The organism is Anoxybacillus sp. J5B_2022 (assembly GCF_026847645.1).
Classification (GTDB): Bacteria; Bacillota; Bacilli; order Bacillales; family Anoxybacillaceae; genus Anoxybacteroides.
Map to the genome: position 1 here is coordinate 12,287 of NZ_JAPSMC010000026.1, position 25,342 is coordinate 37,628.

The window sequence follows — 25,342 nt, forward strand, 5'->3', positions numbered from 1 at the left end:
TCCTTTCCCTCCCTCATTGCCGAATGGCTCTTTTCGTGTCACACTCCATCGACGCCACACCAGTCAATCATGGCGCATGCGATCATTTCGGCCGCCTCTAGCACGCGGTCGATTTCAATATATTCATTTGGGTAATGAGCTACCGCTGTCGTCCCTGGTCCGAACACGACCGTTGGAATCGCTCCGACTTGTGTAAGCAGCCCTCCATCTGTCCCCCACGGTGCGGCCTCGATCACAGGGTCTGCCCCTTTTACTTCTCGATATGCCTTTGTCACAGTTTGTAACAATGGATGAGACGTTTCAATAGAACTCGGTAGCCATTGCGCCCCGAACCATTCTAGTTCTACCGGGTTGCTTTGAAACCACTTGTCATGTTCACTAAGCGATTGCAGTGCTTCTTCCATCTCCCGTTTTGCTTGTTCGATCGTTTCATTCGGAGCAACCCCCATTCTCCCTTCTAACACGACACAATCTGGGACGGACGAAGGCCATGTTCCACCACGAATCGTCCCGATGTTAATCGGAATCGGGATAGGGACATGGTGGTACAACGGGTCATTGATACGTTTATTCCGTTCCGTTTCTAATTGTTGAAGGCACGCAAACACGCCCCATGCCTTTTCGATGGCACTTACTCCTTCATAACGGGTGCCGCCGTGCGCTGACTTGCCACGAACGGTCAAGCGAAACCAAAGTGAACCTTGTTGCTTCGGAAATAGTTTCATGTCGGTTGGCTCTGGAATGATTGCCCCATCGGCTCGATATCCGCGCAAAATGGCGGCCAATGTACCGACACCTCCGCTTTCTTCTTCGATGACGCTTTGGAAAATGACATCTCCTTTCAAACGAATGCCAAGCGCTTGTAACGCTTCCATCGCTAACAGAAGCGCGACTGTGCCGCCCTTCATATCCGAAGCGCCGCGGCCGTACAGTTTTCCGTCTTTCACCATGCCGCTGTACGGATCGGCTTCCCATTGTGTCACATCCCCTTCTGGAACGACGTCGATATGGCTGTTCAAAATAAGCGAGCGGCCTCCTCCTGTCCCTTTCCATACCGCGACGACATTGGGACTATTGTGGAATGCCGTACGCGCCGAAACAAAATACGGATGCTCTTTCAGCTTCTCGATTTCTGGTTCCCATATATCAAGCTGCAATTGCAGTTGGCGGCATTTTTCGATGATAAGCGCCTGTGCCGTCGCTTCGTTTGCTTGGGTACTTGCCTCTTGGACAAGCCGTCTTAATAGTTCAATGCATGCTTTTTTCTGCTTTCCGAACCAAAGATGAAGTTTATGTTGAATGTGTTCCAACTCGTTCACCCCTTCTATTCGATGCGCTTTAGCGTACCAGCCATACGTAGCGGTGCGGCTGTATGGAAGACGACATCTGCTACATCGTGCGGAGCCATCACTTCCGTTAACAACAATCCTTCGTTTGTTACTTCAATCACCGCACGGTCAGTGATGATCAAATCAACGCAACGTCTAGCCGTTAACGGCAGAGAACATGTGGGGACGATTTTTGGTTCGCCGTCTTTGTTGACGTGGCTCATCACGACAATGACTTTTTTTGTTTTTTGCGCCAACTCCATCCCGCCGCCGACTCCCGGCACGCGTTTTCCCGGAACCATCCAATTAGCCAAATCTCCCTGTTCGCTTACCTGTAATCCTCCCAGCACTGTCACATCAATCAGCCCTTTGCGAATCATCGCAAAAGCAGTGGCGCTGTCAAAGTAGGAAGCACCGCTTACGACCGTGACCGGATAACCAGCGGCATTGCAAAGGTTCGCATCTTCTTCCCCTTTTGCTGGGCTTTTTCCGATTCCAAGGACGCCATTTTCTGCTTGAAACAAAATACGCCTGTTGCCCAAAAAATTCGGAATAAGCGACGGAATGCCGATGCCAAGATTGACAATCATTCCGTCCGCCAACTCTTGCGCTGCCCGTTTGGCGATGCGCTCCCTTACTCCCAAATCCATTTCCAATTCACCCCGCTACTTTGCACAATATAGTTCACAAACACGCCCGGCGTGACGATTGCTTCCGGATCCAACTCGCCGAGCGGCACAATTTCTTCCACTTCCGCGATCGTCATCGTCCCTGCCATCGCGACTAGCGGATTCGTATTGCGGGCGCTTTTGTCATAAATTAAATTGCCGAACGGATCAGCTTTTTTGGCATAAACAAGGGAAATGTCTGCGATGAGCGGAAGCTCTAAAAGAAATCGCTTTCCATTTACTTCGACCACCTGTTTTCCATTCGCTAACCACTCATAATCGACGCCGATATCAACGAGAATTCCACCCAATCCGGCACCACCTGCACGAATCCGCTCAACAAGCACTCCTTGCGGGCAAAATTCCACTTCAAGCGTTCCGTCATGTAGCCGCTGACCGGCAATCGGGTTCGATCCGATATGGGACACGATCGCTTTTTTCACTCTTCCTTGACTGACGAGCGGTCCGACCCCAATATGCGGAAAAGCCGTATCATTACAAATAAGCGTCAATTGCCCGACTCCTTTCTCGAAAATCGCTTGTAAAAGCGCTGGCGGCGAACCGACACCGCCAAATCCTCCGACCATTAACGAGCATCCGTCCGTAATGTAGGAAACGGCTTGCTCAATCGAAATAATTTTTCCATATTCATTACGAATCATCACGATCATTCCTTTTCATTCCAGCGGGAAGCCGGTGATCAATATGTCGAAACGTCTGCTCAAGTAATTGTGTTAGTTCGTCAACTTGCGCACGTTCAATCGTCAGTGGTGGTGCGATGATAATCGCAGCTCCGTCTTTTCCGTTGCCTGCGGCGGATGGATAGACGAGCAACCCATGTTGTTGCGCCGTGGTGACCACTAAATCAGTAAATGAAAGAGCACTTGGAACCATTTCTTTCGTATCCGCGGTCACAAATTCGATACCGAGCAACAACCCTCTGCCGCGCACATCGCCAATCCAAGCAAACTCTTGCTGCAACCTTTTCAATTTCGTAAATAAGTACGTTCCCATGTCGTGCGCCCGCTGCACAAGGTGATGCTGCTCGATATATTGCAGCACGGCGAATGCTACGGCTGCGGAGAGTGGATTGGCGCTTAATGTATGCCCGCTCATAATGACTCCTGAACCGTTGACAATTGGTTCCATAATTCGTTCACTTGCCAGCGTCGCCGCAATCGGTGTATACCCTGCTCCTAACCCTTTCCCGAGCACGATAATGTCCGCTTGTACGTTCCAATGATCAAGCCCCATCATTTTTCCTGTTCGACCAAGTCCGGTCATCACTTCGTCGGCGATGAACAAAATGTCATGCCGACGACAAATGTCATAAATGCGTTCGTAGTAGCCGTCCGGTGGTGTAATCGCTGCCCCCGCAGCACCAATAATTGGTTCTGCGATAAACGCTGCGATATGCTCAGTGCCAATGCGGACAATCGCCGCTTCTAACTCGTCAGCGCAGCGCCATTGGCAAGCTGGGTGCGTTAATCCGTACGGGCAACGAAAGCAATACGGCGGCGAAACGGTCGGAAAATCTTCAAGCAATGGAACGAACTGCGCGCGCCGAACCGGATGGCCGGACAAAGAGAGCGCTCCGAGCGTAATGCCATGGTAGCTCAACCAGCGCGATAAAATTTTATTTTTTCCTTTTCGACCTTGTTCTTGCCAATATTGAATGGCGATTTTCATCGCTGTTTCTGTTGCTTCCGAGCCGCTGTTGACAAGAAACGTCCAATAAGTTGTACCGCGGCCGATCTGCTTGCTTAATGTTTCCGCTAGCTTTTCCGCTGCTTCGCTTGTAAATTGGGAACGATAAACGAACGCTACTTGTGCGGCTTGCTTGTTCATCGCTTCGATCACTTCTTGCACACCATGGCCGAGATTAGCCGTAACCGCGCCGGAGCAGCCATCGACATATTTCTTTCCGGTTGTATCATATACGTATATTCCTTTAGCGGATTGCACTGTTGGGTACGTACGGTGGAGATGAGGTTTAATAAGATAGGTAGGCCCCATTTGTTGCTCCCCCCTTTTCTTTCCCTGTATTGAGATAGTATGCGGGAAAAAACTTTTTCATGAAAATAAGCGGTGTTCTGAAAAATAAAAAAACTGCCTCCGTGTTGGAAGCAGTTTCATTGTTTAGCAGACAGGTTGAGCATGCGCAAAATCAATTTCAAACCCAAGGTCTTCGAGCATTTGGAAGTCTTTCGATTTTTCTTGACCGGCAGTCGTTAAATAATCGCCCACGAAAATCGAGTTGGCCGCATATAATCCGAGCGGCTGCAGCGAGCGCAAATTCACTTCGCGTCCGCCGGAAATGCGAATTTCTTTTGTCGGGTTGATGTAACGGAACAATGCCAATACTTTTAGACAGTACCGCGGGTCCAGTTCATTTGTGCCCGCAAGCGGCGTGCCGTCGATCGCATGCAAAAAGTTAACAGGAATGGAATCAGCATCAAGCACTTTTAAACTACGCGCCATATTAATAACATCTTGCTTCGTTTCTCTCATGCCGATAATGACTCCCGAACATGGGGACATGCCAGCTTGTTTCACCGTTTCAACCGTCTGGACGCGATCATCGTATGTATGCGATGTCGTAATGTTCGGATGGTGTTCTTTCGACGTATTAATGTTATGATTGTAGCGGTCAACGCCAGCTTCTTTTAAGCGAGCTGCTTGTTCCGGTTTTAAAATGCCTAAGCAAGCGCATACTTTTAATCCGAATCGTTCTTTAATTTCTTGGACCGCAGAAACAACCGTATCGATTTCTTTTTCGCTCGGACCGCGTCCGCTAGCGACAATACAGTATGTGCCGATTTGTTGGCGGTACGCTTCTTCTGCCCCGCGAATAAGCGTTTCTTTATCCACCATTTTGTACGTGTTGACCGGTGCAGTAGAAATCGACGACTGCGAACAGTAGCCACAGTTTTCCGGACATAGCCCTGATTTTGCGTTAATGATCATATTTAACTTCACTTTGTTGCCGTAATATGTCCGACGAATGGTATACGCACCTTGCATTAATAAAAGTAGTTCGTCGTCTGGGCAGTCTAAAATTGCTTCGGCTTCCTTATCCGTGATTTCTCCTCCCGCTAACACACGGTCGGCTAATGCTAACCAATCTGGCATCATGCCTCTCCCCCTCGTGATCAACATACTTTTTCATCACTTTCGTCCTTCGACTCCCCGTCTCCGCACGTGTGATTACATTTATCGTATGGTAATGAATATTGAATTGTCAACCTTTTTTAAAAACAAGTTTACTATAATGATTAAGAAAAGCGCAAAGCGCCCGCCTATCGGCGAAGATCGCACAAGCCCCACCGAGGAGGCTCAGCCCAAGCAAAGCTTGGGCTTGCGTGGGATATTTCAAAGAAGTGAATTCAGCGTGTCGCCGCCGAAAGAAGGGGCGGAGCGACTCGAGCCGATGGCGCTTGGAGCTAGACAGCTCCCCCTTTATGAAGATTATGACCGTGGTAGACCCAAAACCTTTCTAACAGGAATGCTTTCTTATCTTTTAAAAAAGGATGAGAGCGCCTCATCCTTTTATTTCATGAGCTTTTCCACGATATCCCGGGCGATCCAGATGCCGCATGCACTTGCTTGCGCCAAGCCGCGCGTAATACCGGCGCCATCGCCGCCTACATACAATCCGGAAATTTCTGTTTCAAACCGGTCGTTTAGTTTCGGACGGGCGGAATAAAATTTGGCCTCCACTCCGTAAAACAACGTATGTTCAGAAGCAAGCCCTGGTGTGACGTAGTTTAATGCTTCCGTCATTTCAATTAAACTTTTCATCGTGTTATACGGAAGCACGAGTCCTAAGTCACCTAGAACCGCTTCTTTTAATGTCGGTTCAATAAATCCTTCTTTCATGCGTTTTTCCGTCGAACGTCTTCCTTTTAAAATGTCACCATATTTTTGCACAATAATGCCGCCGTTAGATAGCGCATTAGCCAACCGCGAAATTTCGTGCGCATATTCGTTCGGCTTATCGAACGGATCAGAAAATTTATGCGATACTAATAGCGCAAAGTTCGTATTGTTGCTGCCAAGCTTCGGATCTTTGTACGCGTGGCCGTTCGCTAACATAATACCGGAATGGTTTTCGACAACGACATGTCCGGACGGATTGCTACAAAACGTCCGCACTTGTGTACCGACCGACGTGTTAAAAATAAATTTCCCTTCATATAAATGTTCATTAATTTCTTCCATCACGATGTTCGATGTTTCCACGCGCACGCCGATATCAACTTGGTTATTGATCATGCGAAGGCGTCGCTTTTTTAATAGCTTCGAAAGCCATGCCGATCCGTCGCGCCCTGGAGCAATCACCACTTTTTCTGCCGTTATGACATCGCCGTTTTTTAACACGATTCCTTTGACGACATGAGTATTGCCTTGTTTTTCGGTAAGCACGTCTTCGACTTCCGCTTGAAACGCCATATCAATATGTTCGCGCAAATATTCGTAAATGCTTTTTAAAATTTCTAAGTTTTGTTCCGTTCCTAAATGCCGAACGTTCGCCCGCAACAGCTTCAATCCTGCCGCATAGGCTCGCCGCTCAATTTCTTTCACTTTTTCCGTCGTCGGATCGGTGATCGATTCCGTTGCCCCATGTTTTAAGTTAATCGCATCGACGTAACGAATGAGTTCAAGCACAGTGGATGCGGGCAAATAATCGGTCATCCACCCACCAAATTCGCTTGTAATGTTAAATTTCCCGTCGGAATACGCTCCGGCGCCGCCGAATCCATTCGTAATCGAACAAGCTGGCACGCAGCCGGCATATTCTTTTTTGCCCGCAGGAGGCGGACATTTTTCAATCTTTTTTTGCAAAATAGGACAGTGGCGTTTATAAATATCATGGCCTTTATCAATGAGAAGGACGTTCGCTCCCTTAAGCTTTAACGTTAATTCGTAACAAGTAAAAATTCCTGCCGGCCCTGCCCCGACAACAATGACATCATAATGTGATTTCATTATAAAAGCCTCCAACACATCATTTTTTCCATTTGTAACTATAACAGGGATCGGCTATGACGTCAACTACAAAAACGAACTTTCTTATTAATTTTATTTGTTAACGTTCGTTTTTTATTAAACTTGTATTTTAAAGTCAAACTTGATAAGGTGATAGGAGACAAAACAGAAAGGTCGTGAGAACATGAAGTTTTTAGTTAAAAATTTTATCAATGGCGTACTGACGATCGTGCCGATTATTTTAGCCATATACGTGCTGGTGAAAGTATTCACCTTTTTTGACGGATTACTAGGGAAGTATGTTAAACCGTATCTTAACGATGCCTACATACCAGGAATCGGCATTTTATGCACGATCGCCTTAATTACCGTTCTCGGCTGGATGTCGACGCAATATATTAGCGGCCGTATCATCAAACTGATCGAACGTCTGTTAGAAAGCATCCCGTTCATTAAAACCGTTTATTCGGTTTTAAAAGATACGATTGCTTCGTTTGTTGGGGAAAAGCGGTCATTTGCAAAAGTGGTGCTTGTCGAATGGCCACATACTGAAATGAAGTGCATCGGTTTTATTACATCCGAAGAAGTCGACACGCTTTTTCATCCTTTAAAGGACTATGTAGCGGTGTATATTCCGCAAACGTTTCAAATGGCTGGAGTAACCGTATTAGTGCCGAAAACAAAAATTGAGGTGATCGACGTGAAACCGGAAGAGGCGATGAAATTCGTGCTGTCTGGAGGGATGGCTTCAGCGAAAGGCAAAGGGCTCTCCTAATAAGAAGGAAAGCCCTTTGTTTAAAAATAGCGTTTTTTCCAAAACACAAACGCCGTAATGCTTGAAAGTAGCGCTGCAATAAGCATTGCCACCATAAACGCATACGGAGAGTGTTGGTACGGAATCGGTACGTTCATTCCGTAAAAACTTGCAACCATTGTTGGCAGCGAAATGACTATCGTAATGGCCGTTAAAAATTTCATGACAATATTTAAGTTATTGGAAATAACGGAAGCAAAGGCGTCCATCATACCGCTTAAAATGCTGCTGTATACTTCGGCCATTTCAATCGCCTGCTTGTTTTCAATGATCACATCTTCAAGCAGTTCTTGATCGTCATCATACATCCGTAAATAATTAAGGCGCATTAACCGCTCCATGACAATGTTGTTCGCTTTTAGCGATGTCATAAAGTACACTAAGCTTTTTTCCATGCTGAGCAACGAAAACAATTCCTGATTTTTCATGGATTGATGCAGTTCTTTTTCAATTTCGCTCGTCCGGCGATTAATTTGTTTTAAATAGCGCAAATAATACGTCGAGATCATATAAAGCATTTGCAACGCAAACCGCGTTTTCATAAACGTATAGAAATTTTTGATTTTATTGTTCGCAAACTCTTGGAAAATCGGATTTTCTTGCAAGCAAACCGTAATAAAACATGTGTTCGTAATGATCATCCCAATCGGAATCGTTTCGTAAATCGGCCCGTCGACTTCATCATGCGTAATGATTGGAATATCGACGATAATGAGTACATGGTTGTCTTCTTTTTCCACACGCGAACGTTCTTCGTCGTCGAGCGCATCTTTAATCGAATCGATCGGAATGTCTAAATGATTGGCAATATAGCGAATTTCTTCTTCCGTCGGCGCGATTAAATTAATCCAGCAGCCATTTTTCAATTCGTGAATTTCTTCAATTTTTCCATTAGCATTGGACAAATACATTTTCATCATAAGCACACTTCCTCCTTTTTCTAAGCGAGGAAGGTTGCTATCTCCTCTTTTCGAATGGAGCTCGTTTTCGAGAGTAGCTCGTTCATTCGAAAAGAAAAAAGCAATACTTCCCCGCTGTATTCCGGTTCAGGTTCGTTTGAACTTCGACTACTCATATGCGAAAACGTCACCCCTTCATAAAAAATTTATGTCCTTATTAATAATAGCGTTGAAACGACTATTTGTATAGTAATTTTTTCAATTTGCAATGGAAAAAGCAGCCGGTTTTAGCTGCTTTATTCGCTCGACGGTGTTGTGTTAAAAAACTCTTTCGTTTCTTTTTTGCTGTCGGAATGTTTTTTTGGTGAACGTTTTCCCATAACGCCATCGGATTCATAGCTTAAAGGAAAAAGCAGGGATTTTTTATCCATCTGTGCATCTCCTTTCATGATTGGCTATGTTTACTTTATGTAATTACCGATAGATTTAGTCAACGTCACGAAATGTTTAGACTTTTTTTGGTCGACTACGTTTGGATAGTTTATAATAAAGGTATAGGAGGTTTTGACGATGGAAATTGTGATCAAACCAAAAGCGTTCGAATGGTATAAAGAAGAGTTGAATTTACGTCAAGGCGATTTTGTCCGCTTTTTCCCTCGTTATGGCGGATGCAGCACCGTGCAAACAGGTTTTTCGCTCGGCATTGATAAAGAAGCGCCTTTTGATCCGAAAGCAGAAACGACGATAGGCGGGGTGACATTTTTTATTGAAGACCGTGATGTGTGGTATCTTGATGGGAATAATTTAGTGGTTGATTTTAATGAACAAACGGATGAACCGGTATTTTATATCCAATAAAAAAGCTAGCTTATTCAGGCTAGCTTTTTTTGATGACGGCGATGGTACAGCGGGAAACGCAGACGAGGCGCTGTTGTTCATCGGTAATTTTAATGTCCCAAACCATCGTCGTTTTTCCGCGGTGTAAAACCGTTCCTGTTGCAGTGACTGTCCCGCTGCGGACCGCGCGAATATGGTTAGCGTTAATTTCTAGGCCGACAACGCCTTCCGTTTCATGATCAACAAGCGCGTACGCCCCGATGCTCGCAACCGTTTCTGCTAGTGCAACCGACGCTCCTCCATGAAGCAGGCCGAACGGCTGGTGGGTGCGATGGTCGACCGGCATAGTTGCCACGACATGCCCTTGCCCGAGTTCAATAATTTCAATGCCGAGCGTTTCGATTAAGGTTCCTTTTCTCATTTCCTTTGCGTCCATCTTTTCCTTCCTCTCTACAAACGAAATCGTTTTACGTGTTCGTCAAGCCCTTCCTTGCGCAAAATTTCTTTTTGCTTTTCTCCTAATAAGTCAAAATGGGGAAATGAATCGCGCTTATGTATCCATTCTGGGCGAAGGTTGTATTTCGCTCCCCAAGCAAGCAATTTCTCTAAGTCGCTACAGCCCACTTTCGTTACCGTTGTATAGTGTGGGAAGCGTGCATCGTACCAAAAATGGGTGAGAAACGCGATTTCTCCATTTTTTACTTTCTCTTTCCATTGTTCTAATTCCTGCTTTCGAATGCCAAATGCCATATGTATCGCCTTACTTTTTCGCCCGTTCGTAAGCTTCGTGCCAGTCCGGAAAATATTTGCGAATTAAAATCGGCAGGAACGAATCCCGCTTCACGCAAACGTGCTGAGTTTTCCCAGTCGCTGCTAATTCTCCATCTGGCGTCAAAATTTCGTATGCATATGTGACACGAATTCCGTCGTACGCCTCAATCCATGTTCGAACAGTCGCTGTTTCCCCGTAACGCAACGGCTTTTTATAAGAAATTTGCAAGTCGGTTACTGGCGCAATTACCCCTTCTTTTTCCATATCGGTATACCGAAATCCGAGCTGCTCAATTAGCGCTGCCCGCCCAATTTCCATCCAGACAAGATAGTTGGCGTGATACACTACCCCCATTTGGTCGGTTTCAGCGTAGCGGACTTCGACTTGTTTTTCAGCTACTTTCACAGTTGTTCCCCCATTCATTCGTTGTTTCTTTTATCTTATCATATCAATGGGAAATTGTCCCACAAATAAATGGAAAGCGATCCGATATGAACTCGGATCGCTTGTTGTTAATGATAGCCGTTTTTCCTCGCTCTAGCTTCGTCTTTCATTTCTTCACGCATCGCGGCAATAGCTTCTTCACGTCGTTCGTTTTTTGCTTCAATTTTTTCCCGCTCTTCTGGTGACGAAAATTGCATTGTTTCCTGTGCTTTTTCGATATTTTCGATCGTATTTTGTACCATATCTTGCAATTTTTCTACATTATCGCTGCGGTCATCTGGATTCGGGCGTTGATATGCCATCCTTGTTCCTCCTTGATGCGAATGATAAAAGTTTTCAATAATTATGTTATGTTAACAAAATTATTCGCCCTTTGTTTGGATTACTTGGGCATGCTGACCCGATTGATCCTGCATTTTTTTCCCTTTATTTCCTCCTGCGGCACGAGGTTGAGTGCCTAGATGGTTTGGGGCAAAATGCTCGTTTTTCCCATTTTGATTGCTCATACTCTCGCCTCCTCACCATCTAGGATGTCCGGTTTGTTTTTTATTATGCATCTTACTCAGCTTTTTTCAAAATACGTTCTTCGAGTTTTTTCTCGATTTTTTCCATCGCTTTTTCGTCATTTAATAATTGACGTTTATTTTCACTTACTAATTGTTCAAACGTGAATTTCCGGCTTTTTCTCATGTCGTTACCTCCTCCTCACTTTTATTATAATTTTAATAATTCCCTAAATAAGTGAAATTTATTACAAATTTTCGAAAAAAAAGAGAAAAGCGGAGAACGGTCCTTGGCGTAGCCAAGGAAACATCCGACGGACGCGAAAGCTTTCGACGAGACGTGCGTGCACGTCGACGGAGAAAGCAAACGCGGAGGAGGATGTTGGTTCGAAGCTAGACAGAGAAAAGCGGAGGCGACTGCATAGCTCTCGAAGCCAAACGTTCTTCCGACGAGAAGCGCTTTTTGCTTCGACGGAGGAAGGTTGTTTGGCACAAGAGAGCTAGGAGCCGCAGCTAGACAAAGAAAAGCGGAGGCGACTGACGTAAAAAAGAAGCCCCTTTCTGAGGCTTCTTATGGGAGCGTTGCGATTATTTCTTGTAGCTGTTTGTACGTCAATGGTCCGAGCACTTTTTTGCGAATGACGCCGTTTTTGTCGAGAATGTATGTCGTTGGAATCGTTTGGATGTTGTATAACTTCAATATTTTTCCTTTCGTGTCTAATACGACAGGAAACGTTATCCCGTATTGTTGAAGAAACGGCGCAACTTTTTCGCGGCTATCTTGTGAAGTTAAATTAACGGACAAAAACTCGACATGCTGTTTATAGTCGTTATAAAACTTTTCCAAATCCGGCATTTCTCGTTGACACGGCGGGCACCATGTGGCCCAAAAATTGATGATCACCGGCTTCCCACGCAGTTGGGATAAGCGAATTTGTTCGTCATTTAACGTCTTTAAAACAAAATCCGGTGCCGTATCCCCAACAGAAAGACCGACTTCTTGATTTTGCTCGGCGGCTAGCGCCTGCCAAATGCCGTATCCGGTCAGACCGAGAAGCAGTACGATGGCCAATAATTTTCGCATTCTTTTCCCTCCTTAGTCACCATTTAAACATAAAAGCCAAAAAAGAAAAAGGCCTGTCGTATTGACAAGCCCATTTTTGTTAGCGAATGTTTTTATGCTCGTTTTTCATTTTTTTCGCTTCCACTTCTGCGTATGAAGCGAATTCGTTATTAAACCCGTTTTTCTGTTTCGCATTGTTGTTGCGTTGCGCATTGGCGTTTCCTGATTTCGTGCGACCCATATCGCTCACCCCTTTAAATAAAGATACATCTATAGTGTGGAGTGAATGATAAAAAATATGCCGTTAGTTTTCGCCTGTGGCAATTGGATGCTCTGGATACGAAATCCAGTCACTCCAGCTCCCGACATACAGCTGCACGTTTGTATAGCCTGCTTCGGACAATGCTAATACGTTCGGGCAAGCGGTCACGCCCGAGCCGCAGTACACAATGATCCGAGCGTCTTTCGGAAGCGCAGCAAAACGTTTTTCTTGCTCGCTCGGCTCCTTCCAAAATCCGTCGTCCGTTAAACTATCTTTCCAAAATATATGCTTCGCCCCTGGAATATGGCCGGCTACTCGGTCGATCGGCTCTTCTACTCCTAAGTAACGATTTCGTTCCCGTGAATCCACTAAAACGGCCGTCGCTTCTTCCATCGCTTTCCTTACCTCTTCGACTGTCGCGAGCAACGACGGTTCATATTGTGGGATAAATGTCCGTTCCTTAACAGATACGATCGCTTCTGTCGTTGGATATCCGGTTTCTTTCCATTTCGTATAGCCGCCATCTAACACATATACGTGCCGATGGCCTAAATAGCGAAGCAGCCACCAAAACCGCGCCGCCATTGCCCCGCCTTGATCGTCGTAAGCGACGACCGTCGTCTGTTGATCGATTCCTGCAGCCGACAACTTCGTCGCCAACTCGGAAAAGTCCGGAAGCGGGTGTCTTCCGCCGTGCGCTTGTACTTTCCCTGATAAATCTTTTTCTAAATCGAAATAAAGGGCGTTCGGAATGTGGTCACGAATGTATTCCTCCATTCCGCGCAATGAATCCCCTAAATAAAAACGACAATCAATAATTCGCACATTATCATCGTCTAAACGGTCGACCAACCATTCGGATGAAACGATATATTTCATTTGTGTTCCCCTTTCGTCAACCGTTGGACATATTCATTCACCATGTCTGGAGTCACATATTTTCGTTGCGGAACGATGCCTTGTTTCGCCAGTTCATTAATTTGCTTTGTGACAGCGTTAATGTTGTCGACCGTAAACGGTTGCCCGCTCCGGCAAAGCAAAACAGCTTCCTCAATATAGCGTTCTCTTTGCGCATCGAGCTGCAAAAATTGGTGAATAAGCGCATGTTGCTTATTCGAATGAGCGGTAATGGCATGATGAACTTCACTCATCTTTCTTCTCCTCTCGTTTTCGCTCTTTTTCGATTAGTGCTTGAACGTGCGGCTTTGGCGTCCAGCAACGAAATTGATAATGCGGCTTCGTTTCATAGCCAAGCCTCTGGCAATACCGATACGTTCCTTGCTCGGTTTTTTTCATCCGATAATGAATGCACTTCGCACAAGCGTGAAATCGAGTCATCGGTTTCCCCCCTCACCGCATGCCAAAATCGCACGTTCGCTCTAACATATCATAACAAAAAAGTGAACATAAAGGCATCACACCTGCTCTGCCAATAAAGTTGCCAATTGTGTTTCGGCATCGCGCAACCGTTCGATGTCCATTCGCTCGGTTAGCGCCGTCACAAGACCAGCAAAATATTCATCGATTTGTTCTTGTAACGAATCAACCAAATGTTTTATTTGCTTTTCATATTCCGTCGTATAGAAAGAAAAGAGATGTTGTTCGTTTTCGGAAACATATTCGCTGATCGGTTGTTGCAGCTGTTTTTCAATTTCTTCTTTCATGAACCGTTTTTCATCCCGCTCAAAAAACGATTTAGCATTTTTATACAACGACAACGCTTTTTTAAACCGCGATTCATCGATATGTTCCAGCCCAAGCGCAAATTCAGGCGTTACAAACGGTAGCGGCTTCACTTCCGAAAGCGGAATGCCTTGGTGGATGCGTTCCATTTCATTTGCTAACACGCAAAAACGATCTTGTACTTTCATCGTGAGAAAACGCTCGACGCGCAAGCTTGTTGCTCTCATTTCCTGTGCTAAATCAAAGCCGACGGATTGAATGAATTCTTGCAAGCAGGCGAAAAGCGCTTGTTGAATGTTGCGCCCGTCATCACGAAGCACGGCAGGGTTAAACGCTTCTTTAAACCAATCGTTCATCCGGAACGAAAGGCGTTGCTTCACGTAGTAGGTTAGTTCAGAAATTTCTTGTTTTAGCGCTTGTATGTCTGCCTCTATCGCCAGCTGCTGCAACGTTTGGCGAATGAGCGCTTGCTCACTGGACAGCTGTTCAAGTTTAGCCGCCTTTTCTTCATTGCTTTGCTCTGCTTGCTGAATGTAATCAAGGAGCGTCGTACGCATGCGTTTCATTTCAGCATACGCCTCAGCGATGGCAACGTTCGTTAATTCGCCCATAATAAATCGGGCAAAATCGGCTTCAAATGCTTGAATCCCTGATTGTGTTAAAATGCCATAGCTGCTGGACGAGCGTTCTCCTATTTTTTCCTCGAGTGCCAATCGGCTTGATAGCGCATAAAGTCGTGGAAAGCGAATACCGAATTGTCCGAGCTGTTCTTTAATGTACGCAACGACTGTGTCGAGTTCTTCATTCGAGTTCGCTAAATCAGCAGCATTCACAATGAAAAACATTTTATCCATCGTAAACGTATCTTTGACACGCCCAAGCTGAATCAAAAATTCGCGGTCTGCTTTGGAAAAGGCGTGGTTATAATACGTCACAAACAAAATGGCATCGGCATTTTTTATATATTCAAACGCCACTCCCGTATGGCGGGCGTTGATCGAGTCCGCCCCCGGCGTGTCGACAAGCACTACCCCTTGACGAGTAAGCGCGCAGTCGTAATAAAGTTCCATCGACTCAACAAAACACGCTTTCGTTTCGTCGGCTACATATAACGGAAACTGGTCAAGGTCTATTTGCACCGTTGTGCCAAGCAGTTGTTTTACTTGTTCATAGCCGCGAATGACCGCTTGCAAAAACGAATAGTGCGGCTTTTCTTTCGCATCGACCGTTTCGGTTACAAGCGCTCGCTCGCTTGCTAACAGCGCTTCTTCTAACGTTTCCGCTTTCATGTGGAAGTAGCGGAGCGAATTTTGCACATCTTTCAACAACTGTTCCGCTGTTTTCATCTGGACGATCACCGTGCCGTGCGGTCTAGCCGCGGTTGGCGGCACAATTTTATTAATCGTTGCCGTCGTTGGATTTGGCGACGATGGCAGTACACGCTCACCTATTAACGCGTTAGCAAACGATGATTTCCCTGCACTAAACGCGCCAAACAAGGCAACGGTAAAGGTGCGGGATTCAAGCCGCTTCGCTTTTTCGGTCAGTTCGTGAACGAAACGGTTCATTCCCGGAATGCCTGTCGCAAGCCGCGCTGCTTCATGTAAATGAATGATTGTTTGATCTGCTTTTTGGACACTACTAGACGGCTCGGTTCGCTTCTCTTCCCTTTTCGGCTGCGGGGAAGCGGTCGGTTGTTGCTTATGTTCCAATGGAATGCGAGTCGTTTCTGTCCGGAAAGGCAACGCATCATGAACAAGTTCCGCAATACGCGCTTCTGTTACCGTCAAAACCGGTTCATCTGCCTCCAATAGCGAAAGTTGTTGCATATACGCTTGCTCACGGTGCTGCTTTCGTTCGTTTAGCTCATGAATAAGCCGTTGCTTTTCTAGCGCTTTTTCTAATTCAGTCGCCAGCTGTTGGCGCTCTTGTTGCACCGTTTCCTGCCATTTCGTAAAAATAGCAGCAAATAGTCGCAACGCCTCATTCCGATAGCGTTTTTTCAGTTCGGTTGCGACATCGTTCGTATAGTTCAGCACGTACTCCCCGGTGACGCCCGCACCTTTTTTCACCAACTCGGCTAATAATTGTTCATCCCACGATACCGTTAGTTGCTGGCATTCGTTCATTAAAGCGGCATCTTGCAGTTGATGTTCTTTTAAAAAGCGGACGAGATGCTCGCGAACGTGCCATTCGATTTGGGAAGTCACTTTTTCTTTCAAGTTGTGATAAAACGCAGTTAAGCGTGCGGTTCGTTCTTGCTCCGTTTTCGACCTACTAAACAGAAATCCAACTTTAAAATCCGGCTGCACGGACTGTAAATAAGCGTGTGCCAATTCGCGTGTTTCAAACGGCATGACGTACGCATGCTCTAATAAATTGTCGAGTTCTTGGCGAAATGTCGTTTCAGTTTCTTGGATTAGTGTTTCGAGCGTTTCCCATTTTTGTTGAAGACTTGCTGCCTCTTTTACATTGGACAGTTGGACAAGCCGGGCGTGCATCGCTTCTTCCGCTTCAGCGTCAACATTTTCTAAATATGCAAGATGGTCGCTTAAAAGCCGTTTAGCCGCCACTTCTATCCCTTTTAGGAGCCGTGTTTCCCGCTCGGCAAACAATAGCTGCAAAAAGTGAACAAGTTCGTTTAGTTCATTAAACGGATGCTCGCGCTCTTTTAGCGATGTAAAAAAAATGCGCGCAACTTGCACACCCCAGTTGCAAAACGCTTCTTGCACCGATTGTCGAAACGCAGAAAATGGCAATTCGCCGTCGCGGTGTTTGTCGATTTGATTCACAATCAAATATAGCGATTTTCCGTAGCTCGTTAGTTCTTTCGTAAATTGAAAATTCAATTCTGATTGAACGTGATTATAATCCATCATATAAAAGACGACGTCTGCTAAATGAAGCGCTGACTCGGTAGCGAGCCGGTGCGCATCATCGGTTGAGTCAATACCCGGCGTATCCATAATGGCCACCCCACTTGGAATGCGCGTCGTCTTCCGGCTGATTTCAATCGCTTCAATCTCGTCACCGTTTTTGCAATAGGAACGAATTTGGTTGTAATCGTACGGTGCTGCATATTCCACCGGCGGCTCATGTTTATAAAAAACGCGCGCATATTCCCTTCCCGCTTTCACTTTTACAAGGTTGGCGCTTGTCGGAATCGGGCTTGACGGCAATAACGGTTCGCCGAGCAACTCGTTAATGAGGCTTGATTTTCCTGCGGAAAAATGGCCACAAAACGCAATTGTAAACTCTTCGTTAGCCGCCTTTTGCAACAGCTGCTTTGCTTTTTTTGCGTTTTCCACATCCCCTTTGTTCATCCATTCGTCATGAACATACGCTAACTTTTCCAGCCACGGACGCAATGATGAACGTTGTGTCACTTGCACCATTGTACCAAAACCCCTTACGTTTGCATGATATATACCCATTTTACTGTATTTACGTCCATTTCCCAACATAAAAATTGCAAAAAAAAATCCTGCTATATAAGTTGCAATAAAGAATTTCCGATTTTTCGTTTTCATCTCCATACAAGCCGATATGATATAACGTGGTGAGTAATCAGCTGGATGTAAAACAAAATGTCAACTTATATAGATGGTTGCCGACGACATATTGCCAAAGCGGCGCAACACATCAAATGATAGTTTCATTTTTCGTTCGTCAATCCCTAGCGCTTGTTGATAAGCAATAATCACTTTTTTGCCGCCCGGATGGGTAATGAAATGCGCAATATCGTTCATGGCGAAACCGTTATTTTGCAAAAAGGCATCGACGCTTGGTTTTAACCACGACTGGATGAGAGATGGAATATCTTTAGAAAATACGACAAAAAACCCTTCATCGCGCACGTCCCATCCCATGACGTTTTCAGAATGAGGCATGAAAATAGACTCGGTCGCCACAATATATGGACGAGTGCGAGCATCAATCGCCCCATCTCCAGCGACACAAAGACACGCCACTCCATCCGCAAACAACGACGTGCCGATCATATTGCTTTTTGAATGATCGTTCGGCTGAAACGTTAAACTGCAAAACTCAGCCGCAATGACGAGCACTTTTGCCGTTGGAAAGGCCAAACAATATTCATAGGCACGCGCCAATCCCGCCGCTCCCCCGGCGCATCCTAATCCCCAAATCGGAATGCGTTTAGTAGCAGGAGAAAACGGGAGCTTATTCATTATTCTTGCTTCTATACTTGGCGTGGAAAGATCGGTAGTCGAAATATAAAAAATCGCTTCAATTTCTTCATAAGCGATCGGGTTTTCGAGAAAAAAACGATTTTGTAAGCAGGTTTGCACCGCTTCGCAACTGTAGCGAACGGCACTTTCGATATATACATCGTTTTTTTCGAAAAAACAATGAGCTTGTTGATACCATTCCAGCGGTTGCACGAAATAGCGCGATTCAATGCCACCGTTATCAAAAATTGTCAATAGCCGGTCAATATGAGGAACGGATCGCTCGAATAGCCGTTTCACATATTGCCGTGCTTCTTCTTGTTTTACTTTATAAGGCAATGATGCAATCCCGACAGAAAGAATGGCAGTCATAACAACACCTCAATCGTGAAACGGGTTAGTTATACTTACTATTCCCTTTCCAATCATTGCTATACATAAAATAAAACGCTTTCAATTCCTCTTTTGGAATCGATATGTTCACATTTTTTTCACAAATTCAACTGGCGCTATGTGACAAAAATCACTGATATATCAATTTCTTACTGTTATTATAGTGGTAAAGTAAGTAATGAACAATTTGTGAAATGGTGAAAATCCCCTACCAAATCGCCATTAGTTTTGTATTATGAAAGTGTAAATATTCGTTTGGGGGATGAAAGAAAGGAGGTATGGGAGGATGGCAAGTGAAAAAATAAAAGGGAAAGCAACAGAGGACAGCAACTTAAAAGGAACGCTTGCTTCAGTTTTTTTGTTAGGGTTTTTCCTTATTTTCACGTGGGTTAGCGTATATTTTCTATTTTTAGAACGTCTATAAAAGAAAGGAGAGAACAGACGGTATGCACATACACAAATATGAGAAAATTTGGCTTATTTTCGGAATTGGCTCTTTATTCGTCTTTTTAACGATTATTGGTGTCAGCGCGTTCGCAAAAGGCAACCAGCCGCCGAGCTGCTTAACAACGATCGATCCCGAAAAGGTAGATCAAACGCCTCCATTTAACAAACCAGGATTAGTCAAAACAGGAGATAACGAATATCAACTAAATATGGTCGCTTCGGCATTTAGCTATACACCATCTCAAGTAGAAATTCCAAAAGGGGCAAAAGTAACAATTAATGTTACAACGAAAGACGTCATTCACGGGTTTGAAGTCGTCGGAACGAATATTAACATGATGGTCGAACCCGGTTATGTGAACTCATTCACAAAGACGTTTGATAAAGCCGGAGAATATACGATTTTATGTAACGAATATTGCGGTGCCGGCCACCATATGATGACGGCACGAATTAAGGTGGTGGATAAACAATGAACGAAACGTTAAAAGTGGATCGCCGCGATGCGAAATTGGCGCTCGCCCATATTTATGTCGCTTTTATCGCATTAGCATTAGGTGGATTAGCTGGATTATTGCAAACGTTAGTGCGTTCCGGAAAGTTTACTCTCCCAGCCAATATTAGCTATTATACGATTTTAACAACTCATGGGGTATTGCTCGGACTCGTTTTAACTACGTTCTTTATTATCGGTTTTCAATTTGCAGCTGTCAGCCGTACAGCCGGAACGTTTTCTGACCGCGTTCGTTTTTGGGGATGGATTGGCTTCTGGTTAATGACGATCGGTACAGCTATGACCGCGTTCTTTATTTTAATTGGTGAAGCATCTGTCCTTTATACGTTTTATGCGCCGTTGCAAGCGCATCCAGGCTTCTATCTCGGCTTAACGCTCGTTGTCGTCGGCAGCTGGATTAGTGGGTTTGCGATTTTTGCACATTATGCACGTTGGAAAAAAGAACATCCAGGCCAAGTGAGTCCTCTTCTCACCTTTATGGCAGTTGTGAACATGGTGTTATGGCTTGTTTGCTCACTAGGAGTTGCGGCGACGGTATTGATTCAATTGCTACCTTGGTCATTAGGACTTGTCGATCGCATTAACGTATTAGTGAGCCGGACGCTATTCTGGTATTTTGGCCATCCGCTCGTTTATTTCTGGTTATTACCGGCCTATATGGTTTGGTATGCGATTATTCCAAAAATTATCGGCGGAAAAATTTTCTCAGATTCGTTGGCACGTTTGTCCTTTATCTTGTTCTTGTTTTTCTCGATTCCGGTTGGTTTCCACCATCAATTAATGGAGCCAGGGATTGATCCGTTCTGGAAATACGTTCAAGTTGTGTTAACGTTTATGGTGGCGATTCCATCGTTAATGACAGCGTTTGCGATGTTTGCAACGTTTGAAATGTATGGACGTTCGAAAGGGGCTACTGGTCTTTTCGGCTGGTTGCGTAAACTTCCTTGGGGAGATGCTCGTTTCTTTGCGCCGTTTGTCGGAATGCTCTTCTTCATTCCTGCAGGAGCCGGCGGACTTGTGAATGCTTCCCATCAATTAAACCAAGTCGTGCATAACACGATTTGGGTTACGGGGCACTTCCATTTAACGTTGGCAACAACCGTTGTCCTTACGTTCTTCGGTGCCGCTTATTGGCTCATTCCGCATTTAAGCGGACGCGTGATGACGAAAGCAATGAACCGTTTAGCGATTATTCAAACGATCGTCTGGGTCGTTGGTATGACGTTTATGTCTGGTTCGATGCACTTTGCAGGATTGCTTGGCGCACCTCGTCGCTCAGCGTTTTCAACGTACGGAAATTCACCGCAAGCGCTTGAGTGGATTCCGTATCAAATCGCCCAAGCGGTTGGCGGAACGATTCTGTTCATCGGCATTATTTTAGTTCTTGTCATCGTCACAAATTTAGCGTTCTTCGCACCAAAAGGAGAAACCGAATTCCCTGTCGGCGAAGTGGCTGAAACTGCAGAGCGCACACCGCTTGCAATGGAAAACTGGAAACTTTTGATCGGCATTACGGTTGCGTTAATTTTAATCGCTTATACAATTCCGTTTATCGACATGATTCAAAACGCACCGCCGGGTTCAAAAGGATATAAATTGTGGTGAAAAAGGGTGTCCCGCTTTTTGGGGACACCCTTCGCGTTTATAATCGGTAAATCGCACGATATTTTTCTTCTAAATAGCGAATTAAATAGTCAACGTTCAACCCTTCTCCTGTTGCGTCTTGCAAAATTTCGAGCGGCTTTTTCGTTTTTCCGAAACGATGAACTTTTTCCGTCAGCCAGTTTCGGATCGGCAACAACTCCCCTGTTTCAAGCAACTCCGCAAAATTTGGAAGATCTTTCAACATCGCGTGTTGCAGTTGCGCTGCATACATATAGCCGAGCGCGTAAGAAGGAAAATAGCCAAAACTTCCTCCCGACCAATGCACGTCTTGCAGTACCCCTACTCCATCATGCTCAGGACGAATGCCGAGATATTCTTCATATTTTGCATTCCAAATATCCGGCAACTCGCTCACATCCATCGTCCCGTTAAACAGCCCCTTTTCAATTTCATAGCGAATCATAACATGTAACGGATACGTTAATTCATCCGCTTCGATACGGATAAGCGACGGCTTTACTTCATTGATGGCGCGATAAAATTCATCCAGCGATACGTTCGCAAATTGTTCCGGTGCGTATTGCTGAAGCAACGGGTAGTTGCGCTTCCAATACGAATAATGACGACCGATGAAATTTTCGTAAAATAGCGATTGCGACTCATGAATGCCCATGGACGTGCCAGTACATAGCGGCGTTCCGGTTAATTCTTCGGCGATATTTTGTTCATAGAGCGCATGGCCGCACTCATGAATCGTACCAAATAGCGCTGTGCGGAAATCGCGTTCATCGTATCGCGTTGTAATTCGGACGTCTCCAGGGTTTAAGCCGATCGCAAACGGATGAACGGTTTCATCTAACCGTCCTGCCGAGAAGTCATAACCAAGTTCACGCAACAATTGTAAACTAAATGCGCGTTGCTTTTCTTTTGGAAACAGACGAAACAAGCATGACGTGTCCGGCTGATGGCGGGAGGCCACGACCGCCTGAACGAGCGGAACGATACGTTCGCGCAGTTTTGCAAATACCGCATCTAACACTTCCACTGTGATTCCTGGCTCGTATAAATCGAGCAGCGTATTGTACGGATTTCCTTCGTAGCCCCAATAATCGATAAATTTTTTGTTAAATGCCACAAGCTTTTCTAAATACGGACGAAACATCGAAAAATCGGCAGCAGCTTTTGCTTCTTCCCATACGCTTTCCGCTTTTGATTGCAAAATGACGTACTCTTTGTATTCTTCTGCCGGAATTTTTTTGTTTCGCTCATATTCTTTTTTGCATTCTGCTAACGTATAGCGGGCAACGTCCGATAATTGCGCCTGTACATCCATTGGCGACAACTTGGCAATATAGGCAGCCATTTCTTCCGATGTCGACATTTTAAACACTTCTTCCGAAAGCAGGCCAATGACTTCTGACCGCTGCTCTAACCCTTTTTTCGGCGCCCCGGTCCGCATATCCCAATACATCAGTTGAATGGCTTCATTGTAACTCATCATTTTTTTCACATAACGTAAAAATTGTTGTTCGATATCTTTGAACATCTCGATCCCCCTATCACTTTGCTCGCCCATATATAATTCCACTCGAACAAAAAATCTCCTCTTTAATAAAGAGAAAAATAGGGAAGAAATTATTCTCCCCTGATATCCGTCGGCAATACGCCTTTGATCGCTTCGATCACCTTTTCATTTTCATCGTTGGTCACAAAAATGGAAACAATGCCGCGATCTTCATGCGTGCGAATGAGGCGGCCAACTCCTTGTCGCAAACGCAACAGCATATACGGGACGTCCACTTGCCAAAACGGATCGGCATATACTTTTCGCTTCGCTTGAAACACCGGATCGTTTGGCGGATACGGCAATGACCAAATGATCACGTTCGATAGTGACGGTCCTGGAATATCTAATCCTTCCCATAAATGTTCCGCGCATAAAACCGTTTCTTCATCGCGTTGGAACGTAGCGACTAGCTCGCTAATTTCCCGGTCCCCTTCAAACAAAAAGGAGAATTCATGTTCTTTTTCAGCCGCCTGCTTAAACTGCTGCAGCTCTTGTTTCGAAGGGAATAAAACGAGCGCCCGCCCTTCCGTTTCACGAATTTTTTGCAACGCATAGCGATACTTTTGTGAAAATAGCGTATCATCGTTCGTAAAGGTCGGCATATAAATCGTCATTTGCTCGTCATAGTCAAACGGTGAATCGACGCTAAACGATAAATAGTCGTCAATCCCCAGACTTTCAGCAATATACGTAAACGATTTTTGATTCGATAACGTGGCCGATGAAAAAATAAACGGCATTTTTTTGTTAAACACTTTTTCGCGCAACACTTCTTGTACCGTCCGCGGCATAATGACAAGCGTTTTTCCTTCTGGCGATGTTTCGAGCCACGTAATCGCTTCGCGGTTATGAACGAACAAATGAAGCGAATGCTCAATTTGGTCTAAGTATTCATCGACAATGTTTAACTGATAATGGTCGATCGTATACGTTTCACTTTCAAAAACGAGCTCATTGCCAATGGCTTCAATTTTTTTGGACAATTCTTTGGCGTAGCGAACGAGTGACGGAGAAAACGTAATTTCTTGCCGGTTCGAACCAATTACTTCGGTTGCACATAGCGCCAGCTCCGCAAAAAAGCGGTCGCACACTTGCAACGTTTCTTCGATTAAATACGCTAGTTCTTCACGAATATCGTTTTCCAATAAACGTGTAAGTAGCGTTTCTAGCGTTGTTTCTTTCATGCGGTACGTTAGCGCTTTTTGGGCTGCAAACTCCAATAAATGCCCTTCGTCAAAGACGACACAGCTCGCCTCCGGCAAAAGCGGCAATTGCCCTTCCCGTTTGCGCGCTTCGTACGTCCAAACATGCTCCATATAAAAATCGTGCGAACAAACGATTAAGTCAGCCGCTTTTCGGTAATGTTCGCGCGATAGCGTTTGTCCGCAGCGGTGGCGCTTTTCACACGCAAAACAGTCTTGAAACTGATCCCATGCGATTTTTTGCCATTGTTCATCGCTTAAATGGGCGTATTCTTTCCGGTCACCGTAATGATAGAATGACTGCAACGTTTTATGGTCATGAACAAATGCCGGAAGTTCATCGAAAATTTGCTCATATAATTCGATCTCATCGTCGTCGGTCATTAACACTTGATCGAGTTTATTTAAACATAAATATTGGTCTTGCGACTTGGCAAGACGCACGTCGATATGTAAATCGAGCACTTGCGAAATTTTTGCGATATCTCCTTCTTTTTTGACAAGTTGCTCGATGAGCGTTTCGTCCGCACAGGCGATGATCGCCGGCTTTCCTGTATAGCGGGCATAACAAATCGCATACAACAAGTATACAATCGTTTTTCCTGTTCCGACCCCCGCTTCCGCAAACATCACTTTTTTTTCTTTAAAAGCGCGTTCGATCTGAAACGCCATATATACTTGCTCGTCGCGCAATTCGAATCCGGCCTCTGGCAAAATATCGTAAAACACATCGCCAATCCACTCGCCCAATTTATCAAAAAAACTTTCATTTTTCTCTAATGAAAAAGGATATCGCTCACGGCTCATCGTTCCAAACCCTCCAACATAATAACAGTAACAAACTAATATTATCCCTTATATGCTGAAAGAAGTCAATGAAACAAAGAAAAGCCGGAGCGTTTTTTCCATCTAAGCCCGAAATACACTAGAGAGCACGTATACAAATGCTTGCTTCCATTCATGTTTCGCCATTTCAATCCGTTCCAGCCCTTCTTCCTCGTATGGCGCTAACATCGTATACGTATGATCAAGCGCTTGAGAAATTTTTAATAAATCGATTGGTTTCAATGCTCATCACCCCTTTTGTATTTGTATGCCAAAAGGCAGTGATTCATTCTTTCATCGACAACTTCTAATTTATTACCAATCGTTTCCAAACATA

29 protein-coding genes are annotated in these 25,342 nt (G+C 45.0%); 5 read left to right on the forward strand and 24 right to left on the reverse strand.

What is annotated here, in order from left to right:
- Positions 1–38 precede the first annotated feature (38 nt).
- From M4I42_RS08975 to M4I42_RS09000, 6 genes are all read right to left on the reverse strand, one after another.
- Positions 39–1,310, reverse strand: coding sequence for a peptidase (locus tag M4I42_RS08975; protein ID WP_268851851.1), 1,272 nt, complete (start codon positions 1,308–1,310; stop codon positions 39–41).
- Between the two features lie 14 nt (positions 1,311–1,324).
- Positions 1,325–1,978 (reverse strand): 3-oxoacid CoA-transferase subunit B, encoded by a 654-nt coding sequence (locus M4I42_RS08980; protein WP_442864095.1) that lies wholly within the window; start codon positions 1,976–1,978, stop codon positions 1,325–1,327.
- Positions 1,963–2,664, reverse strand: a complete 702-nt coding sequence (locus M4I42_RS08985; RefSeq protein ID WP_268851879.1) for a CoA transferase subunit A — start codon at positions 2,662–2,664, stop codon at positions 1,963–1,965. The genes M4I42_RS08980 and M4I42_RS08985 overlap by 16 nt, the downstream gene beginning before the upstream one ends.
- Positions 2,648–4,012: an aspartate aminotransferase family protein gene (locus tag M4I42_RS08990; RefSeq protein WP_268851853.1), complete on the reverse strand. Its 1,365-nt coding sequence runs from the start codon at positions 4,010–4,012 to the stop codon at positions 2,648–2,650. Before M4I42_RS08990 ends, M4I42_RS08985 begins: the two co-directional genes overlap by 17 nt.
- A gap of 123 nt (positions 4,013–4,135) precedes the next feature.
- Positions 4,136–5,128 carry a biotin synthase BioB gene (bioB, locus tag M4I42_RS08995; protein ID WP_268851880.1) on the reverse strand — a complete coding sequence of 331 codons (993 nt, stop codon included), beginning with the start codon at positions 5,126–5,128 and terminating at the stop codon, positions 4,136–4,138.
- Between the two features lie 417 nt (positions 5,129–5,545).
- A complete protein-coding gene (locus M4I42_RS09000) occupies positions 5,546–6,985 on the reverse strand; it encodes an NAD(P)/FAD-dependent oxidoreductase (protein WP_268851854.1) in 1,440 nt (479 codons plus the stop codon).
- Between the two features lie 184 nt (positions 6,986–7,169).
- On the opposite strand from M4I42_RS09000, the gene M4I42_RS09005 reads away from it, so the two are divergent.
- Complete coding sequence (locus M4I42_RS09005) at positions 7,170–7,760, forward strand: DUF502 domain-containing protein (RefSeq protein ID WP_268851855.1); 591 nt, start codon at positions 7,170–7,172, stop codon at positions 7,758–7,760.
- 20 nt (positions 7,761–7,780) lie between these two features.
- Here the strand turns inward: M4I42_RS09005 and M4I42_RS09010 are convergent, their stop codons facing one another.
- Entirely contained in the window at positions 7,781–8,719 is a 939-nt protein-coding gene (locus M4I42_RS09010) for a magnesium transporter CorA family protein (protein WP_268851856.1), read from the reverse strand.
- A gap of 275 nt (positions 8,720–8,994) precedes the next feature.
- Entirely contained in the window at positions 8,995–9,129 is a 135-nt protein-coding gene (locus M4I42_RS09015; protein WP_268851857.1) for a hypothetical protein, read from the reverse strand.
- A gap of 139 nt (positions 9,130–9,268) precedes the next feature.
- On the opposite strand from M4I42_RS09015, the gene M4I42_RS09020 reads away from it, so the two are divergent.
- On the forward strand, positions 9,269–9,556 hold the full coding sequence (locus M4I42_RS09020; RefSeq protein ID WP_268851858.1) for a HesB/YadR/YfhF family protein: 288 nt from the start codon (positions 9,269–9,271) through the stop codon (positions 9,554–9,556).
- A gap of 19 nt (positions 9,557–9,575) precedes the next feature.
- On the opposite strand, the gene M4I42_RS09025 is transcribed toward M4I42_RS09020, so the two are convergent.
- The 13 genes from M4I42_RS09025 to M4I42_RS09085 form a co-directional block, all read right to left on the reverse strand.
- Positions 9,576–9,971: a hotdog fold thioesterase gene (locus tag M4I42_RS09025; RefSeq protein ID WP_328284605.1), complete on the reverse strand. Its 396-nt coding sequence runs from the start codon at positions 9,969–9,971 to the stop codon at positions 9,576–9,578.
- Between the two features lie 14 nt (positions 9,972–9,985).
- Entirely contained in the window at positions 9,986–10,285 is a 300-nt protein-coding gene (locus tag M4I42_RS09030; RefSeq protein ID WP_268851860.1) for a hypothetical protein, read from the reverse strand.
- Positions 10,286–10,295: 10 nt separating this feature from the next.
- Positions 10,296–10,712, reverse strand: coding sequence for an acyl-CoA thioesterase (locus M4I42_RS09035; RefSeq protein WP_268851861.1), 417 nt, complete (start codon positions 10,710–10,712; stop codon positions 10,296–10,298).
- Positions 10,713–10,819: 107 nt separating this feature from the next.
- Positions 10,820–11,053 carry a small acid-soluble spore protein Tlp gene (gene tlp, locus M4I42_RS09040; protein WP_268851862.1) on the reverse strand — a complete coding sequence of 78 codons (234 nt, stop codon included), beginning with the start codon at positions 11,051–11,053 and terminating at the stop codon, positions 10,820–10,822.
- Between the two features lie 60 nt (positions 11,054–11,113).
- Positions 11,114–11,257, reverse strand: a complete 144-nt coding sequence (locus tag M4I42_RS09045; protein ID WP_268851863.1) for an acid-soluble spore protein N — start codon at positions 11,255–11,257, stop codon at positions 11,114–11,116.
- 52 nt (positions 11,258–11,309) lie between these two features.
- Entirely contained in the window at positions 11,310–11,441 is a 132-nt protein-coding gene (locus tag M4I42_RS09050) for an FbpB family small basic protein (RefSeq protein WP_268851864.1), read from the reverse strand.
- Between the two features lie 384 nt (positions 11,442–11,825).
- A complete protein-coding gene (locus tag M4I42_RS09055) occupies positions 11,826–12,338 on the reverse strand; it encodes a TlpA family protein disulfide reductase (protein ID WP_268851865.1) in 513 nt (170 codons plus the stop codon).
- 79 nt (positions 12,339–12,417) lie between these two features.
- Positions 12,418–12,558: a hypothetical protein gene (locus M4I42_RS09060; protein ID WP_268851866.1), complete on the reverse strand. Its 141-nt coding sequence runs from the start codon at positions 12,556–12,558 to the stop codon at positions 12,418–12,420.
- 63 nt (positions 12,559–12,621) lie between these two features.
- Positions 12,622–13,458, reverse strand: coding sequence for a sulfurtransferase (locus M4I42_RS09065; protein WP_268851867.1), 837 nt, complete (start codon positions 13,456–13,458; stop codon positions 12,622–12,624).
- Positions 13,455–13,730 (reverse strand): YpbS family protein, encoded by a 276-nt coding sequence (locus M4I42_RS09070; RefSeq protein WP_268851868.1) that lies wholly within the window; start codon positions 13,728–13,730, stop codon positions 13,455–13,457. Before M4I42_RS09070 ends, M4I42_RS09065 begins: the two co-directional genes overlap by 4 nt.
- A complete protein-coding gene (locus M4I42_RS09075) occupies positions 13,723–13,917 on the reverse strand; it encodes a hypothetical protein (RefSeq protein ID WP_268851869.1) in 195 nt (64 codons plus the stop codon). The genes M4I42_RS09070 and M4I42_RS09075 overlap by 8 nt, the downstream gene beginning before the upstream one ends.
- Before the next feature lie 77 nt (positions 13,918–13,994).
- Positions 13,995–17,657 carry a dynamin family protein gene (locus tag M4I42_RS09080; RefSeq protein ID WP_268851870.1) on the reverse strand — a complete coding sequence of 1,221 codons (3,663 nt, stop codon included), beginning with the start codon at positions 17,655–17,657 and terminating at the stop codon, positions 13,995–13,997.
- 195 nt (positions 17,658–17,852) lie between these two features.
- Complete coding sequence (locus M4I42_RS09085; protein WP_268851871.1) at positions 17,853–18,824, reverse strand: type III polyketide synthase; 972 nt, start codon at positions 18,822–18,824, stop codon at positions 17,853–17,855.
- Between the two features lie 307 nt (positions 18,825–19,131).
- On the opposite strand from M4I42_RS09085, the gene M4I42_RS09090 reads away from it, so the two are divergent.
- The 3 genes from M4I42_RS09090 to M4I42_RS09100 are packed head-to-tail and all read left to right on the forward strand — an operon-like array spanning position 19,132 to position 21,411.
- A complete protein-coding gene (locus M4I42_RS09090) occupies positions 19,132–19,269 on the forward strand; it encodes a cytochrome c oxidase subunit 2A (RefSeq protein WP_268851872.1) in 138 nt (45 codons plus the stop codon).
- 22 nt (positions 19,270–19,291) lie between these two features.
- Entirely contained in the window at positions 19,292–19,768 is a 477-nt protein-coding gene (locus M4I42_RS09095; protein WP_268851873.1) for a cytochrome c oxidase subunit II, read from the forward strand.
- On the forward strand, positions 19,765–21,411 hold the full coding sequence (locus M4I42_RS09100; RefSeq protein WP_268851874.1) for a b(o/a)3-type cytochrome-c oxidase subunit 1: 1,647 nt from the start codon (positions 19,765–19,767) through the stop codon (positions 21,409–21,411). Before M4I42_RS09095 ends, M4I42_RS09100 begins: the two co-directional genes overlap by 4 nt.
- 37 nt (positions 21,412–21,448) lie before the next feature.
- Here the strand turns inward: M4I42_RS09100 and M4I42_RS09105 are convergent, their stop codons facing one another.
- The 3 genes from M4I42_RS09105 to M4I42_RS09115 all read right to left on the reverse strand — a co-directional run bounded on the left by M4I42_RS09105 (position 21,449) and on the right by M4I42_RS09115 (position 25,248).
- On the reverse strand, positions 21,449–22,957 hold the full coding sequence (locus M4I42_RS09105; RefSeq protein ID WP_268851875.1) for a carboxypeptidase M32: 1,509 nt from the start codon (positions 22,955–22,957) through the stop codon (positions 21,449–21,451).
- An 89-nt stretch (positions 22,958–23,046) separates the two neighbouring features.
- Positions 23,047–24,987 (reverse strand): ATP-dependent DNA helicase, encoded by a 1,941-nt coding sequence (locus tag M4I42_RS09110; protein WP_268851876.1) that lies wholly within the window; start codon positions 24,985–24,987, stop codon positions 23,047–23,049.
- Between the two features lie 102 nt (positions 24,988–25,089).
- Entirely contained in the window at positions 25,090–25,248 is a 159-nt protein-coding gene (locus M4I42_RS09115) for a hypothetical protein (RefSeq protein ID WP_268851877.1), read from the reverse strand.
- Between the last annotated feature and the right edge of the window lie 94 nt (positions 25,249–25,342).